Origin of the sequence: Thermomonas beijingensis, assembly GCF_020034655.1 — a bacterium.
Lineage (GTDB): Bacteria > Pseudomonadota > Gammaproteobacteria > Xanthomonadales > Xanthomonadaceae > Thermomonas > Thermomonas beijingensis.
Genome location: NZ_JAIQDJ010000008.1, coordinates 71518 through 86744 on the forward strand (window position 1 = coordinate 71518; position 15227 = coordinate 86744).

The 15227-nt window shown below is 62.5% G+C and carries 18 protein-coding genes and 1 tRNA gene; 9 read left to right on the forward strand and 10 right to left on the reverse strand.

Annotated elements, in window-relative coordinates:
• Window positions 1-5 precede the first annotated feature (5 nt).
• The 5 genes from K7B09_RS11475 to K7B09_RS11495 form a co-directional block, all read right to left on the reverse strand.
• Window positions 6-704, reverse strand: coding sequence for an RDD family protein (locus K7B09_RS11475; RefSeq protein ID WP_223629600.1), 699 nt, complete (start codon window positions 702-704; stop codon window positions 6-8).
• Window positions 691-1443 (reverse strand): twin-arginine translocase subunit TatC, encoded by a 753-nt coding sequence (tatC, locus tag K7B09_RS11480; RefSeq protein WP_223629601.1) that lies wholly within the window; start codon window positions 1441-1443, stop codon window positions 691-693. The genes K7B09_RS11475 and tatC overlap by 14 nt, the downstream gene beginning before the upstream one ends.
• The gene (gene tatB, locus K7B09_RS11485) at window positions 1436-1804 is read right to left on the reverse strand and encodes a Sec-independent protein translocase protein TatB (protein ID WP_223629602.1); all 369 of its coding nucleotides are present in this window, start codon (window positions 1802-1804) and stop codon (window positions 1436-1438) included. Before tatB ends, tatC begins: the two co-directional genes overlap by 8 nt.
• Before the next feature lie 15 nt (window positions 1805-1819).
• Window positions 1820-2041: a Sec-independent protein translocase subunit TatA gene (gene tatA / locus K7B09_RS11490; protein WP_223629603.1), complete on the reverse strand. Its 222-nt coding sequence runs from the start codon at window positions 2039-2041 to the stop codon at window positions 1820-1822.
• Window positions 2042-2129: 88 nt separating this feature from the next.
• Complete coding sequence (locus K7B09_RS11495; protein ID WP_317851757.1) at window positions 2130-2966, reverse strand: lipid-binding SYLF domain-containing protein; 837 nt, start codon at window positions 2964-2966, stop codon at window positions 2130-2132.
• Window positions 2967-3073: 107 nt separating this feature from the next.
• Between K7B09_RS11495 and hemH the strand changes: the two genes are divergently transcribed.
• On the forward strand, window positions 3074-4039 hold the full coding sequence (gene hemH, locus K7B09_RS11500) for a ferrochelatase (protein WP_223629604.1): 966 nt from the start codon (window positions 3074-3076) through the stop codon (window positions 4037-4039).
• Window positions 4039-4893: an alpha/beta fold hydrolase gene (locus tag K7B09_RS11505; protein WP_223629605.1), complete on the forward strand. Its 855-nt coding sequence runs from the start codon at window positions 4039-4041 to the stop codon at window positions 4891-4893. The genes hemH and K7B09_RS11505 overlap by 1 nt, the downstream gene beginning before the upstream one ends.
• 12 nt (window positions 4894-4905) lie before the next feature.
• Here the strand turns inward: K7B09_RS11505 and K7B09_RS11510 are convergent, their stop codons facing one another.
• Window positions 4906-5415 carry a hypothetical protein gene (locus K7B09_RS11510; protein WP_223629606.1) on the reverse strand — a complete coding sequence of 170 codons (510 nt, stop codon included), beginning with the start codon at window positions 5413-5415 and terminating at the stop codon, window positions 4906-4908.
• A 56-nt stretch (window positions 5416-5471) separates the two neighbouring features.
• Window positions 5472-6269: a M48 family metallopeptidase gene (locus K7B09_RS11515; RefSeq protein WP_223629607.1), complete on the reverse strand. Its 798-nt coding sequence runs from the start codon at window positions 6267-6269 to the stop codon at window positions 5472-5474.
• A gap of 63 nt (window positions 6270-6332) precedes the next feature.
• Here K7B09_RS11515 and dtd point away from each other — a divergent pair, with 63 nt between their 5' ends.
• The 3 genes from dtd to K7B09_RS11530 all read left to right on the forward strand — a co-directional run bounded on the left by dtd (window position 6333) and on the right by K7B09_RS11530 (window position 8882).
• On the forward strand, window positions 6333-6773 hold the full coding sequence (gene dtd / locus K7B09_RS11520) for a D-aminoacyl-tRNA deacylase (RefSeq protein WP_223629608.1): 441 nt from the start codon (window positions 6333-6335) through the stop codon (window positions 6771-6773).
• Between the two features lie 114 nt (window positions 6774-6887).
• Window positions 6888-8735, forward strand: coding sequence for an RNA polymerase sigma factor RpoD (gene rpoD / locus K7B09_RS11525; protein ID WP_223629609.1), 1848 nt, complete (start codon window positions 6888-6890; stop codon window positions 8733-8735).
• A gap of 74 nt (window positions 8736-8809) precedes the next feature.
• Window positions 8810-8882 (forward strand) — tRNA-Ile (locus tag K7B09_RS11530).
• A gap of 66 nt (window positions 8883-8948) precedes the next feature.
• Here the strand turns inward: K7B09_RS11530 and K7B09_RS11535 are convergent.
• The 3 genes from K7B09_RS11535 to arsH form a co-directional block, all read right to left on the reverse strand.
• Window positions 8949-10319, reverse strand: a complete 1371-nt coding sequence (locus K7B09_RS11535) for a hypothetical protein (RefSeq protein WP_223629610.1) — start codon at window positions 10317-10319, stop codon at window positions 8949-8951.
• Between the two features lie 69 nt (window positions 10320-10388).
• Complete coding sequence (gene arsC, locus K7B09_RS11540; RefSeq protein ID WP_223629611.1) at window positions 10389-10808, reverse strand: arsenate reductase (glutaredoxin); 420 nt, start codon at window positions 10806-10808, stop codon at window positions 10389-10391.
• 8 nt (window positions 10809-10816) lie between these two features.
• A complete protein-coding gene (gene arsH / locus K7B09_RS11545) occupies window positions 10817-11599 on the reverse strand; it encodes an arsenical resistance protein ArsH (protein ID WP_223629612.1) in 783 nt (260 codons plus the stop codon).
• A 41-nt stretch (window positions 11600-11640) separates the two neighbouring features.
• Between arsH and K7B09_RS11550 the strand changes: the two genes are divergently transcribed.
• The 4 genes from K7B09_RS11550 to K7B09_RS11565 all read left to right on the forward strand — a co-directional run bounded on the left by K7B09_RS11550 (window position 11641) and on the right by K7B09_RS11565 (window position 14983).
• Window positions 11641-12006 carry an ArsR/SmtB family transcription factor gene (locus tag K7B09_RS11550; RefSeq protein WP_223629613.1) on the forward strand — a complete coding sequence of 122 codons (366 nt, stop codon included), beginning with the start codon at window positions 11641-11643 and terminating at the stop codon, window positions 12004-12006.
• Window positions 12007-12311: 305 nt separating this feature from the next.
• Window positions 12312-13319, forward strand: coding sequence for an ArsJ-associated glyceraldehyde-3-phosphate dehydrogenase (locus K7B09_RS11555; protein ID WP_223629614.1), 1008 nt, complete (start codon window positions 12312-12314; stop codon window positions 13317-13319).
• A 4-nt stretch (window positions 13320-13323) separates the two neighbouring features.
• Entirely contained in the window at window positions 13324-14574 is a 1251-nt protein-coding gene (gene arsJ, locus K7B09_RS11560) for an organoarsenical effux MFS transporter ArsJ (RefSeq protein ID WP_223629615.1), read from the forward strand.
• Complete coding sequence (locus K7B09_RS11565) at window positions 14567-14983, forward strand: OsmC family protein (protein ID WP_223629616.1); 417 nt, start codon at window positions 14567-14569, stop codon at window positions 14981-14983. Before arsJ ends, K7B09_RS11565 begins: the two co-directional genes overlap by 8 nt.
• Window positions 14984-15227 lie beyond the last annotated feature (244 nt).

Sequence of the window (15227 nt, forward strand, 5' to 3'; positions counted from 1 at the left end):
GGCACTTACATCCCGCCAAGCGCGCTATCCAGCGCCGCCTGCATGGCACTTTGCATCCACGAGAACAGCCATAGGCAGGCGAACAAGCCTGCAGCCAGCTGCGCCCATAACCATGCTTTGGCCCAAGCGGGCAGCCCTGGTGAGTCTGCCAGTACACGCGTCCGGCTGAGGCGATCATGCAGCGCCAAATACGGCGCAAATGCAGCCAGCGCATGCCCAAGATTGAGGCTGATCCAGCTCAACCCGGCTGCCAAAAATCGCTGCATCGCGGTGCCCAGTGTCATTGCACCGCCGTCCACGCGCACTACCTGCAAGCCCAGCACGCGCTTGCCGGGCGTGGCTTGCCAATGCGAGCGTTCAAACCCGAGCGAATACACGCAGGCTAGCAGCGCATACAGCGCCGGTGGCAGCAGCAAGAGGGTGAAGAGCGCCGATTCGAAGCGGTCAATATCGGCCAGCAGGTGCGGATCGGACAGGCTTGCCAGCGCCATTGCCAGCGGGGTCTGTCCCTGCGCCAACGCGCTCTCCATCAGCTGGCCCATGCTTGCCGACAGTTGCCTGAAACTGGCAAGCGCTTCGCTCATGGCCCGTTGCAGGGGCGCGGCACCCAACAGCGCGATCCATGGCAACAGGCAAACGGCATCCAGCGACCACGCCGCATAGCGCATCCAGAACCGCGCAGGGGCGGGCTCAGGCAGAGGCACCATCGGCCTGCTTGCGCGGCGTCACGAATTTCGCCGCAATAATCCCGGCCTCGTACAACAGGCACATCGGGATCGCCAACATCAACTGGCTGACCACATCCGGTGGGGTCAATACGGCAGCCACGATAAAAATCCCGACGATGGCGTAACCACGACCTTCGCGCAGCTGCTCGGGTGTAACCCAGCCCAGCAGCGCCAAAATGACCAAGGCCACCGGCAATTCAAAGGCCAGGCCAAACGCCAAAAACAGCACCAGCACGAAATCCAGATAGGACGTGATATCGGTCATCATCGCCACCCCTGCTGGGGTGACCCGGGCCAAAAATCCAAACACCATCGGCAGCACGAGGTAATAGGCAAACGCGCAGCCGGCATAGAACAACAGCAATGCCGAGGACAACAACGGCAGCGCCAGGCGTTTTTCCCGCTTGTACAGCCCGGGTGCCACAAACGCCCATGCCTGATACAGCAGCCACGGCATCGACACCAGCAAAGCCACGAAGAACGCCAATTTCATTGGCGCAAAAAAGGGTGAGGCCACTTGGGTGGCGATCAACTGCCCGCCTTTGGGCAACTTGGCCAATAACGGTTGTGCCAAATAGCCATACAGCTTGTTGGCAAACGGCAGCAGGCCGGCCAGCACCACCAGCAGGCCAATACTGCCGCGCAGCAAGCGCAGGCGCAGCTCCAGCAGATGCGCAATCAGCGGTCGTTCGATATCGCTCCGGGCATCAGTCATCGTACTTGCCGGTGTCAGTGCGGGTGGCCGGGCCGGTGCTGGCCGGTACGTGCATGTGCTCAATGCCAGCTTCGCCGGTGTGCTCGCTCAGTTCCTGCAAGTGCGAGTGGGCGTCGTGCAGGCTGTCTTGCAACTGGCTGCGGGTATCAACCAATACCTGCCGGCCTTCTTGCAAGCTGCGTTTGAGTTCTTCACTGGCCAGTTCCTGCTCCAGCTCGGTACGCACCGAATGCCATTGCGCACGCGCACGGCGCACCCACAGACCGGCAAAGCGCGCCGCCTTGGGCAGGCGTTCGGGGCCCAGCACGACCAAGGCCACCAAGGCCACCACCAGCATTTCGCCTAGCGAAAAATCGAACATGCGCGTGCTGCGGGATTACTGCGCGGCGTTGTCGTGCTGCTTCTGTTCGGCCGATGCTGCCGACTTGTCTTCGCCTAGCCGTGCCTGCGGCTTGTCGCTATCGCCGTTCATGCCTTTCTTGAATTCGTTGACCGCATTGCCAAGATCGCGGGCGCCGGAGGTGAGCTTCTTGGTGCCAAACACCAATATCACGATGGCGAGCACGATCAACCAATGCCAAATGCTTAAACCGCCCATGATTGCGTGCCTTTGTTGAAATGGAGAATTCGAATGTTACCCGGACAACGCGCATACCCCAGTGCGCGTTGACCAGGATGTGACGATATTAGGGTTTGATCGCCGGCGCTGCCGAAGGTTGCGTGGCCGGTAGCGGGCTGGTGGTGGCGGGGGTGTGGCTATCCAGCGGCTGTACCGTGGCGGCACCAGGCTCGGCCACTGGAGCCGGTGGCGGGTTGGCGCGCTGGCGTGCATAGCGGGCGGCGGCGGTGGCTTCTTCCAAGGTGTCACGGAAGTGGGCCAATGTGGCGGAAGCGGCTTGCGGCGCACGGCCCTCGAAAATCATTCGCGGCGTGCTGCCTTCGCCATACGCGGTGCTATTGGCACCGTTATCGATCTGCAAGACCGCGCCATCCAGCGCAACGCCGGCAAACAGCCCGCGCGCGCGCGACCACGACCAGATTTCCGCCTTCATTGCGCCGTCGGTGGCGGCGGCGGCATTGCGGCCCACGGGGCCTGCGGCCACCCCGGCATCGGCACCCAAGGTGAATTTGCCATTGACGATATTGTCCAGCCCACGCTCACTGCGGAACACCAAAATCACGTCGGCCGACTGCACCCCGGCCTGCAGGCCAAAACTGGCCCCGGTCAGTTTGACGAACACCGGGTTGGACCAGGTACCGTTGGCGGTTTTCACCGACATCAGGCCCAGTCCGCGGCGGCCGCCCAACATGAAGCCGGCCTTGATGGTATCGGGCACCACCACAATACCCTTGGCCTCATCCAACAGGCGGTCGGGGATGGAGGATTCGGGAATGGCCTGAATCTGCTTGACCACGCGTACGGCATCGTCAGCACGGGCGTCTTCGCGGGTGCCTGCGGCAACGCTGCCTGCAGCAATCAGAACGGCTAGGGCAAGGCTCAAACGGCGCGGGGTGGCGGGCATCGTGCTCTCCGTGGCGGCAGTGGGGGAAGGTTGCATCGTGGCGCGGCCGCCATGAATCAATGATAAGTCGGGACGACACCGTCTGCGGCGCATGCGATCCTATACGGATGCGCGATCAAACCTCCATGCCGACCCTGCTGCTGGTCAACCTCGGCACCCCTTCCGCACCCACGGCCCAAGCGGTGACGACGTATCTGGATGAATTCCTGTCCGATCGCCGGGTGGTGCAGTTGCCGCGCTGGCTGTGGCGGCCCTTGCTGCGCAAGCTCATCCTGCCCCGACGCAGCCCGGTGGTGGCGCACAAGTATGCCGAGATTTGGCTGCCCGGGGGGTCGCCGCTGGCGGTCTATACCGAGCAATTGGCCCACGCGGTGCAACAACGCTTGCCACAGTGGAAGGTGGTGCATGCGATGCGTTATGGCGCGCCAGCACTGGCTGATACGTTGCAACAACTGCAGGCCGAAGGCACATCCCAGCTGCGTGTGTTGCCGCTGTATCCGCAGTATTCCACCACCACCACTGCCAGCGTGGCCGATGCCATCGCCATGCACGCACGCGGCATGCAGGTGCAAATGCTGCATGACTACCATGCCGATGCGGGCTGGGCGCAGGCGATTGCAGCGTCGATTCGTGCGCATTGGGCAGCCCATGGCCGCGCCGAAAAATTGGTGTTGTCGTTTCATGGCATTCCGCAGCGGTTGGTGAACCAGGGCGATCCATATGCGGCCCATTGCGAGGGCAGCGCTACCGCAATTGCCAGTGCATTGGGGCTGCCGCGTACCGAGCTGCTGCTGACCTATCAATCCCGCTTTGGCCGCGAACGCTGGCTGCAGCCCTATACCTTGCCAACGCTGGAAGCACTTGCGCGCAATGGGGTAAAAAACGTGGATGTGGTCTGCCCCGGGTTTGCGGTGGATTGTCTGGAGACGCTGGAAGAAATCTCGATGCAAAATGCAGGTGCCTTCACCACTGCCGGTGGCCAAGCACTGCGCTATATCCCGTGCCTCAATGCCAGTGCCGCGCATGCCGAAGCGTTGGCGGCACTGGCCATCTCCGATTCGGGTTGGGCGTGATGCGCGAAGTCTTTTTCGATACCCCGCAAGGGCGCCTCAGCGCGCTGCGCAACCATGGGCACGGCAGGCCAGTGCTGGCCCTGCATGGCTGGCTGGATAATGCGGCCAGTTTTTTGCCGATGGCCGAATATCTGCAAGGTTTGGATCTGGTGGCACTGGATCTGCCCGGGCATGGCCACAGCCTGCACTTGCCCGTGGGCGGCGATTACAACTTCAACACTGCCATGATGGTGGTATTGGATGTGGCCGACGCACTTGGCTGGCAACAGTTTGATTTGCTGGGGCATTCGATGGGGGCTGGAATTGCCAGCCTGCTGGCGGCCGCCTGCCCCGAGCGGATTCGGCGCTTGGCGGTCATCGAGATGCTGGGCGCACTCAGCGAAGCACCGCAGCACACCGCCAAGCGCATGCGCGAAGCGCTGGCTGCCCAGCGCCAACGACAGTCACGCGGGTTGCGTGTGTTTCGCGATATCGATACCGCCGTGCAAGCGCGCCTGCATGCCAGCCGGGTACCAGGCAGTGGGCTGGATGCTGCCTTGCTGCGGCTGTTGGTCGAGCGCGGCGTGCGCGCAGTGGATGGGGGCTACGTTTGGAGCAGCGATTCGCGCCTGACCCAGCCCAGCCTGACCCGCATGACCTGCGAACAGGTGGACGATGTACTGGACGCCATCACCTGCCCCACATTGGCAATCTTCGCCACGCCCGCCCAGCCGTATCTTCCCGATGCCGAGCGGCAACGCCGTGTGCAGCGTTTGGCTCAGGGCCAGCTGTTGCTGTTGCCTGGTGGTCACCACCTGCATATGCAACAGCCAGCACACATCGCCGGCGCCGTGCACGCGTTCCTGCAGGGCTGACGCTGACTCAGCTTATTCGGCGGTGCCGGTGCGTATTGCCAATTGGGTGCCGCCATCATCGGCCTTGCCCAATTGATAGAAGGCTTGCCGCTTGTCCTTGCTGAACGCCAAGGTTGCGCCATCGCCGGTTTGCATCGCCACATCGCGCTTCCAGCCACCGGCTTGCATGCCCTTGTCGGTATCGGCATATACCGTGTTCAAGGCCTGCGTGGTGGACAAATTGACCATCTGCATGCCAGCCATATCCACCACGCTGGCCACTTTGTGATTGCTTGGCAAGATAATATCGGCGGGGAAGCTGGCCGGCAGCGTCACATTGCCGCCTGCATCAGCTGCAGTGACATTGACATCACCCTTTTCCGTCTTGATGGTCATCTTGTTGCCGTCTTTATCCATCTTCACCCCGGTGGCGTGTTCGATGGCGGCTTCAGTGGCCTTTTCAGCCGCTTTCTTGCAGGCAGGTAGCGCCATCACGCTGGCGATGACCAGCAGGCAAGGCAAGTAGCGAATGGAATTATTCATGGTATGCATTCCCCAAGATGCAGTGGCGTCTGTCATAGGGAACGCAGAGTGCACGTTTACCCGGCCAGCAACTGTCGCAGCCGACCTTTCAAGGCGCGACCTTCGCTGCGCAAATAGGCGCGTTCATCCCGCCACTGCGGGAAGCGTGCCCCCACGGCCTGCCAGAACTGCGGTGAATGATTGGCATGCAGCAGGTGGCAAAGTTCATGCACGACTACATATTCGAACGCAGACGGGCGTGCCAGCAGCAGGGCCAGATCCAGTGACAACGTGGCATCCGGGGCCAGCGAGCCCCACAACGTGCTGGGGCGCTTGAACACGATGCGTCGCGGCTGGCGCGGCAACTCGGGCAAGTAACGCGGCAACCAACGCCCCAGATCCGCCCGGCCCTGGGCTTCGTAAAAATCCCGCAGCGCACGCTGCAACGCGGCGGAGCCGGCCTGCGTCGACGCCTGACAACGCAGCGTGCCGGCGGCATCCAGTTGCACGCGGGTTACCCGCCCCAGTGCCCAATGCAAGGGCAGCTCGACCCCGCGCAACGGTAAGGTGGTGGTGACATCGCGACGCAGTGCCTCGCCGTAGGTGCAGGCATGCAGATGCAATTGCTGCGTCAGCCAGGCGTGGTGTTGCTGCAAAAAAGCATCGCCTTCCCGCAGGGTGGCGCGTAGCGGCAGGGTCAAACGCACGCCGCGCTCATCCACCGCCAGCTTGATCCGCTTGGCGCGCGGATCGCGCACGCGCAGCACCTCAATCGCAGCGCCACCGGCCAGGGTGACGGCAAGCATGTCGCGCTGGATGGCAGGCGGCGCGCGGGTGCTGCGCAGCGGTTGGAGTAAACGGAGCAGGGAGACCATGCACGCAGTGTAAGCAAGGCCACGCAGGCGTGCATGCGCGCAGAAGCGGCCTACACTGGCGACATGCTTGCCTTACTTCAACGTGTCACCGAAGCCGCCGTGCGCGTGGATGATGCCGTGGTGGGCGCGATTGGGCCGGGCTTGCTGGCACTGGTGGCGATCGAACCGGGGGATACCGAAGCGCAACTGCATCGGCTCGCCCAGCGCATGCTTGGTTATCGCATTTTCGAAGATGATGCCGGCAAGATGAATAGATCTTTGCCGGATATCGGCGGGAAATTGCTGTTGGTCAGCCAGTTCACCCTGGCCGCCGATACCCGCAGCGGCATGAGACCCAGCTTCACCACGGCCGCACCACCGGCGGAGGCTGAACAGCGCTTTACCCAATTGCTGACCATTTGCCGGCAATTGCACCCGCCGGGGGTGGAAACCGGGAGGTTTGGTGCCCATATGGTGATCAGTCTGGTCAATGACGGGCCGGCAACCTTCCTGCTCCGCCCCTGACATCCCCCGACCACGCCGCCAGACCACGTTCAAGCGTACGCCTCCGCTGCGCGGTATAATGCTTGGTTCTCTTTGCTGCGTTACGCGCAAACCCTCACGACACGGTACCCGCCCATGGCCAACGAACGGCAGACAGCTCCGCAATCCGACATCAAGATCCTGATCAGCAAGGGTCTGGAACAGGGCTATCTGACTTATGCCGAAGTCAATGATCACCTGCCTGACGACATGGTCGATCCGGAGCAGATCGAAGACATCATCGGCATGATCAATGGCATGGGCATCGAGGTGCACGAAGCTGCGCCTGATGTCGAAACCATGTTGCTGGCCGGCCAGCAAGTGGGTGGCCGCGAAGTCGATGAAACCGCCGCCGAGGAAGCCGCTGCCGCGCTGACCTCGCTGGATGCCGAGGGTGGCCGCACCACCGACCCGGTGCGCATGTACATGCGCGAAATGGGCACGGTGGACTTGCTCACCCGCGAAGGCGAAATCGCGATTGCCAAGCGCATCGAAGAAGGCTTGTCGCAAATGAATGCCGCGCTGGCCAGCTTCCCGCTGTCGCCGCAGATGCTGCTGGAAGATTACGCGCTGCACAAGGCCGGCAAAAAGCGTTTGGCCGAAATTGTGGTCGGCTTCAATGATGGAGAGCCCGAGCCGGAAGTGGTACCGGTGGTGGACGAGGCCGATACCGAAATCGATGAAGACGAGGACACTGCCGACGGCGAAGCCGACGAGCCGGCACCCACCGGGCCAGATCCGGCGGAAGTGGCGGCACGCATGGAGGTCATGGCGGCGGCACATGCGCGCTTCCTGAAAGCGGTGGCCAAGGGCGGCCCCGAATCCAAGCCGGCACTAAAGGCGCGCGAAGAAATGGCCGAGGTGTTCGTCACCTTCAAGCTGCCGTTGCCATTGACCGATGTGCTGGTCAAGCAATTGCGCGATGTGGTCAATCAGGTCAAAGAACACGAGCGCCGCATTCTTGACATGGCCACCCGCGTGGCAAAAATGCCGCGCAAGGATTTCATCAAGGCCTGGGAAGGCAACCAAACCAATCTGGAATGGGTGGATGAGTTGCTCAAGCGCAAGCAGAAGTGGGGTTCGGCCCTGCGCGATGTGCGCGAAAAAATCATCAGCGAGCAAGAAGCCACCATTCAGATTGAAAAGACCATGCAGGTGACCCTGGTCGATCTCAAGGAGATCAACCGCGCTCTTTCTTACGGTGAAGCCAAGGCACGCAAAGCCAAGAAGGAAATGGTGGAAGCCAACCTGCGCCTGGTGATTTCGATTGCCAAGAAATACACCAACCGTGGCCTGCAATTTCTTGATTTGATCCAGGAAGGCAACATCGGCCTGATGAAGGCGGTGGACAAGTTCGAGCATCGTCGCGGCTTCAAGTTCTCGACCTATGCCACATGGTGGATTCGCCAGGCCATCACCCGCTCGATCGCCGACCAGGCGCGCACCATCCGCATCCCGGTGCACATGATCGAGACCATCAACAAGCTCAACCGCATCAGCCGCCAGATGCTCCAGCAATATGGCCGCGAGGCGACGCCGGAAGAGTTGGCGAAAGAAATGGACATGCCCGAGGACAAGATCCGCAAGGTCATGAAGATCGCCAAAGAACCCATTTCGATGGAAACCCCGATCGGTGACGATGAAGATTCCCACTTAGGTGATTTCATCGAAGACACCAATGTGATGTCGCCGGTGGAAGCCACCACCGACATCAACCTGATCGAAACCGTGCGCGACGTATTGGCCGGCCTGACCCCACGCGAAGCCAAAGTGCTGCGCATGCGCTTTGGTATCGACATGAACACCGACCACACCCTGGAAGAAGTGGGCAAACAGTTCGACGTGACGCGCGAGCGCATCCGCCAGATCGAAGCCAAAGCCCTGCGCAAACTGCGCCACCCCAGCCGCTCTGAAACCCTGCGCAGCTTCCTCGATATTGATTGAAGTTGCACAGTTGCGACACAGAAACCCGCCGTAATTGGCGGGTTTTTACTTGCCACGGTTACAATTTGCGCCACGGGCCTATAGCTCAATGGTTAGAGCAGAAGACTCATAATCTTTTGGTTCCAGGTTCGAGTCCTGGTGGGCCCAGTTCGACGCGTGCTTGTTGAGGAGCCTTGAGTCCTGCAGCGCAAAGAGGCGCTTGCCTTCCAGGGGTCAGCAAGCGCTGCTCTCGCCCGCGCAGTGGCGTGCTGGCCCATCCTGCAGACCCAGGCATGCGTCGGGCGTCTCGTAAACCGGGGCGAAACCGCCGCCGGGGGTGCGAAAGTTGGTGGTCTGTCCCTGGTAGAGCCGGGCCGCGGTCCACTGCACCTCACCTTGGTACACATATTGGCGGAGATCGAACTTCAGGATCTGCGGCGCGTCTCCCCCCGACAGGGTTCGCTCGCCCGGAGTAACGTGGGCTTGGGCGACATGGCTGCCCGCCACGACCTCCTGCCAAACACGCTGCGTGATCTTGTCGCCTCGATACGCGGCGCGGCTTCCGAATCCCCCGAACGGCTTGAAGAACAGTCGCTTGCGCTCGGCCCAGAGTCGTTCCTGATTGGCTGGGTCAACGATCTCGGTACGGGGAATGCCCGCGAGCAGAACCGCTTGCGTGGCCACCGGCACCCCCAGTTGCTGCAATTGCATCGGGTCTGACAGCAGCGCGAGGTTGCGCTTGTCGGCGTACAGCGCATGGGCGTGCGGGTGCGGTGTCACGACGGCGGCGTCCTGCAGGTACGCCTCGCGCAAGACGGCGCTCGCCTGCGTGTCGAAGTAGAAATCGGTCAGGCGGTTGTAGACCAGGTCGATCGCATGCGTGCCGCAGGTCAACACGCCGTCGCGGAGCCGCAGGTCCCCGGGTGCGGCGATCACCGCCGTGATTCCGTTCGCTTCAAGGAGTCGTTGGAACAGCAGGAATTCCGGGTACAGGTATTGCGCTTCGGGCTGTTCGTCCACGATGGCGATCGTGCGCAGTGGGCCGGCCCGGCCGCTCAGCAGCCACTCGTGTCGGAACATGTCGATGATGCGCGCTTCGAATGCATCGGCCGTAGCGGCAGGCGGGAGCAGGCGCTGGATCGACCGGCAACATGCACGCTGCGCGCGCGCAAGCAGCGCATTGAGCATGGCGCCACCGGCGTTGGTATTGACTTCGATGAGCCCCATCGCGGATGGCGTGACATGGAAGTCATATCCGTAAAACACGCCGCGTGCACCAGGCGAGTAGCGCGCGATGCTGGGCGCACGGGACAGCACGATGTCACGATAAGCGGGGAGTGCCACGACCGATTCGATCGCAGCGACGATGGCGGACATGCGCATGAGCTGCACCGACGACACGAATACCGGGCACGCAGCCAATGCGTAGGGACAACGTTCTTCCAGTAGCGCCCGCAGCCCGGGCTGGCCGATGCCGGAATCGAGCTCTTGGCGGACGGCATCGGCATCCAGACCTATACAAAAACACTCTGCATTGAGGCGATCGCTTGCCGCTGAAACCAAGGGTTCGGCGATTGCACCAGATCGGGGAACGGCTGCGGTCATAGGCGTGTCCGGAGTTGCGGGGAACCGAGCTCAGCCAAGGGCTTGGTCAAGCGCGCATGGGAGACTAGGTCAGAAGATTCGTTGTCCGCCCTGATCGATGACCATCATCCCGTCCTCCTTGCTGAAGGGGCGAGTGACGGGTGGCAGCAGGTCCAGTACACGCTCGGACGGACGACAGAGACGGATGCCCGCAGATGTCTGCACAAATGGGCGGTTGATCAGGATCGGCTCCGCCAACATGGCCTCCAGCAGGGCGCTATCGCTGAGCATGGGGTCATCCAGCCCACGCTCAAGATAAGGCGTGTCTTTCTGGCGAATCGCCTGGCGGACGGTCAGGCCGGCACCGGAAATCAGGTCGACCAACCGCTCCCGTGAAGGCGGGCACCGGAGGTATTCGATGATTGTCGGTTCGATGCCTGCGTGCCGAATCATGGCCAGGGTGTTGCGGGAGGTGCCGCAAGCCGGGTTGTGGTAAATCGTGGCGACCATGACATCTCTCAGCGTGAGGCGCTCGATGCGCGAAGGCGTGCCGATGACTTCGGCCTTGCCGGTGCAGCAGGTGGCGAGGTGACCGCGCCCGCAGCCGTGGCCAATGCGCGGGCGGAAAGATCGCCCTTGCGTTCGCTGTAGCGGTTGGTCAGATAGTCGCTGCGATCACGCACCATCAGGGTGAACTTGAACAATTCCTCCATGACATCCACCAAGCGGTCGTAGAACGGCGAAGGCTTCATTCGCCCGTCATCTGCAAACTCTTGCCAGGCCTTCGGCACCGAGGACTGGTTCGGAATGGTCACCATGCGCATCCAGCGGCCCAACACCCGCAGCGCGTTGACCACGTTGAACGACTGCGAACCGCCGCACACCTGCAGCACCGCAAGGGTACGACCCTGGGTTGGGCGCACACCTGCATCCTCCAGCGGCAGCCAGTCGATCTGGTTTTTGAACACGGCCGTGAAGGTGCCATGCCGTTCCGGGCTTACCCAGACCTGGCCCTCTGACCACAGCGACCACTTGCGCAGTTGCTGCACCCTGGGATGGGTGGCATCGACACTGTCCAGGATGGGCAGGTCATGCGGATCGAACACGCGGGTCTCCGCCCCGAAGTGGCGCAGGATTCGTTCCGCTTCCAGCGCCAGCTTGCCGCTGTTGGACTGAGGGCGGAGTGAGCCGTACAGGATCAGGATGCGCGGAGCGTGGCCGGACCCGGTCAGGCCGAGCATCTGCAGATCAGGAGTCACCAGGGCTTCCGGGGACACATTGGGCAGACCCGGAATTGTCATGTTCAATTGCTACGGTATGTATGTTCTATTATTCTAGATAAATGGAAATCAAAGACGCAACTGCTGCCTTGGCCGCCCTCGGGCAAGCCACTCGACTCTCCGTATTCCGTCTACTGGTGGAGGCGGGGCCGGGAGGACGCATGGTGGGAGAAATCGCTGAAGCACTGGGCCTGCCGGGCGCGACGCTCTCGTTCCATCTGAAGGAATTGAGTGCCGCCGCCTTGATCGATGGTGAGCAACAAGGGCGCTATATCTGCTACCGCGCCAACTTCAAGGCGATGAACGAGCTTATCGAGTTCCTGACCCGCAACTGCTGCGGTGGCGACGCCACCCGCTGCGCACCCGCAGGCAACATTTCGGTGACCAAGGCGCGAAAAACATCCGTCAAGAAAGGGGCTCGGCCGTGAGTCGGGTCGCAAGCGGGGCACCCCCGGTGGGCCTGTCCAGCCGCATGGGATTCTTCGAGCGCCACCTGACAGCCTGGGTGGCCCTGTGCATCCTCGTGGGGACGGTCCTGGGCTATGCCTTCCCGGATTACCGGAACAGATCCACAAGGCATTCGCACACGCGCTGCACGCCTTGCAGCACCGCATTTCACTCCTGCTTGCGCTGCGAATGGAGGCCTTGGGCCGTCTCGCGGCAGAGGCGAAGCTACGGGAGCTCAGCGAGCACCCAATCCAACCCCCTCCCTCTCTCTGAATCAGACAAATAAATGAGCATTCGCATCGGTATCAACGGTTTCGGCCGCATGGGCCGCCTCACCCTGCGTGCGGCCTGGGGCAATCCCGACCTGCAGTTCGTGCAGATCAATGACCCGGCGGGCGATGCGGCTACCCTGGCGCACCTGCTGAACTTCGATTCCGTGCATGGCCGCTGGCAGCACGAGGCGAGTATGGACGGCGATGCGCTGGTGATCGACGGCCAGCGCATCCCGGTGACCCGTAACAAGGAGCTCGCCGCGACCGAGTGGTCGGGCTGCGACGTGGTGCTGGAAGCCTCCGGCAAATTCCGCAAGCCCGACGTCCTGCAACCGTACCTGGACCAGGGCGTGAAGCGCGTCGTGGTGACCGCACCGGTCAAGTCGCCCGGCGCCTTGGACATCGTGATGGGGGTGAACCACCAGCGCTTCGATCCAGGCCAGCATCGGATCGTGTCGGCGGCGTCCTGCACCACCAATTGTCTGGCACCGGTGGTGAAAGTCATCCATGAGGGGCTGGGCATCCGCCACGGCAGCATCACCACCATCCACAGCCTGACCAACACCCAGGTCATCGTGGATGCGCCGCACAAGGACCTGCGCCGCGCACGTTCCTGCGGCAGCAGCCTGATCCCAACGTCCACCGGTTCGGCTACCGCGATCGCCGAAATCTTCCCGGAACTCAAGGGGCGCCTGAACGGCCATGCGGTACGCGTGCCGCTGACCAATGCCTCGTTGACCGACTGCGTGTTCGAGGTCGCGCGCGCGACCACGGTGGAGGAGATCAACCGCCTGCTGCAAGTCGCCGCCGAGGGCGAGCTCGCCGGCGTGCTGGGTTACGAAACCCGCCCGCTGGTGTCGATCGACTTCCTGCACGATCCGCGTTCGAGCATCGTCGATGCGCTGTCCACGTTGGTGGTCAACGGCACCCAGGTGAAAATCTACGCTTGGTACGACAACGAATGGGGCTACGTGAACCGCACCGCCGAACTCCTGCAGCTGGTCGGCGACGCGGACCGGTAACGTTATGTTCGAACGGCTGGCGCCCGCAGTTCGCCAGTACCTGCTGATCACCGGCAACTACTGGGCGTTCACCCTCACCGACGGCGCGCTGCGCATGCTGGTGGTGCTGCATTTCCACCAGCTCGGCTACAGCCCGTTGCAGGTTGCCCTGCTGTTCCTGTTCTACGAAGTGTTCGGGGTCATTACCAATCTGGTCGGTGGCTGGTTGGGAGCGCGGATTGGGCTCAACCGCACGATGAATATCGGCCTGGCGATGCAGGTTGTCGCGCTGTCGATGCTGCTGGTACCGGCCACGTGGCTGGCGGTGCCCTGGGTGATGGCGGCGCAAGCGCTGTCGGGGGTTGCCAAAGACCTCAACAAGATGAGCGCCAAGAGCAGCATCAAGCTGCTGGTGCCGGGCGACGCGCAGGCGGCGCTGTTCCGTTGGGTGGCGCTGCTGACCGGCTCGAAGAACGCGCTCAAGGGCGTTGGCTTCTTCCTCGGCGGTGCGCTGCTGACGATGATCGGCTTCCGTCCGGCGGTAGCGGTGATGGCGGTGGCGCTGGCCATCGTGTGGCTGGCCAGCATCGTCTTCCTGCGGATGGAGCTGGGGCGGGCCAAGGTCAAGCCGAAGTTCCACGAGCTGATGTCGAAGAGCCGCGCGATCAACGTGCTCTCCGCCGCGCGGCTGTTCCTGTTCGGGGCCCGCGACATCTGGTTCGTGGTCGCCCTGCCGGTGTTCCTGTCCGAATCGCTGGGCTGGGATTTCTGGCGTGTGGGGGGCTTCCTCGCGCTGTGGGTGATCGGCTACGGCGCGGTGCAGTCGATCGCACCACGCCTAGTCGGCAAACGCGGAGATGGCGTACCCAACGCCCATGTCGCGCCCGCCTGGGCTGCGGCGCTTGCCGTGGTTCCATTGGCGATGGCGGTGCTGCTGGCGAACGGACTGGCGTCGCCCGCGGTCGTGCTGGTGGTGGGGCTGGGCCTGTTCGGCGTGCTATTCGCGATCAACTCATCGCTGCACAGCTACATGATCGTCGCCCATGCCGCCGAGGATGGGGTTTCCTTGGATGTGGGTTTCTACTACATGGCAAATGCCATGGGACGGCTGATCGGCACCGTGTTGTCCGGCTGGATCTTCCAGACCTGGGGCCTGGCCACCTGTCTCGCGTGGTCGGCGGCCTTCGTGCTGGTGGCGGCCGCGCTGTCGCTGGCCTTGCCGCGCCTGCCGGAAGCGGCGGCGCACATGTCGATCAAGGAGAACTCGGGTGACTGACAAGCCGAAGATGACGTTCGACGTTCGCGCACGGCGCGTGGACGCCCATGGGAGCGAGGCCGCATGCAAATCTGCGCATCTGGTCTTGGATACCGACCTCGCAGGCAGGGTGGATGCGTTCAATCCCGCCGAGTTGCTGATGGCCGCGCTCGCCGCCTGCATGATCAAGGGGATCGAGCGCGTCACTCCGATCCTGCATTTCCGCCTGCAGGGCGTCGAGGTCCGCATCCACGGCGTCCGCCAAGATGTGCCCCCGCGCATGGAGGAGATCCGCTACGAAATACTGGTCGATACGGACGAGAGCGAATCACGCCTGGAGCTCCTGCACGAGAATGTCCAGAAGTACGGAACCGTGTTCAATACCGTATCGCCGGGAACCAGACTCCATGGCCAACTTCGACGGGCGTAGCCAGTCTTGGTAGCTGCGCCCGACTATCGCCTAGTCAAGCATCCGCCTGCTCGGCAATCTCAACGGCGTCATCGACCTCGATGCGGGATTACCAGCCCGGTTCCTGAACTGCAGGTGCTCTGTCCACCCAGTGCGAGGCCATCACCCTAGTCACTAGTCGATACCCGAATCAAGTCATGGCGTGGCAGCCTCGGCTTCAACCATGATCAGTCTGCCCGCTTGGGCTTGCCTAGGGTTTGCCCCC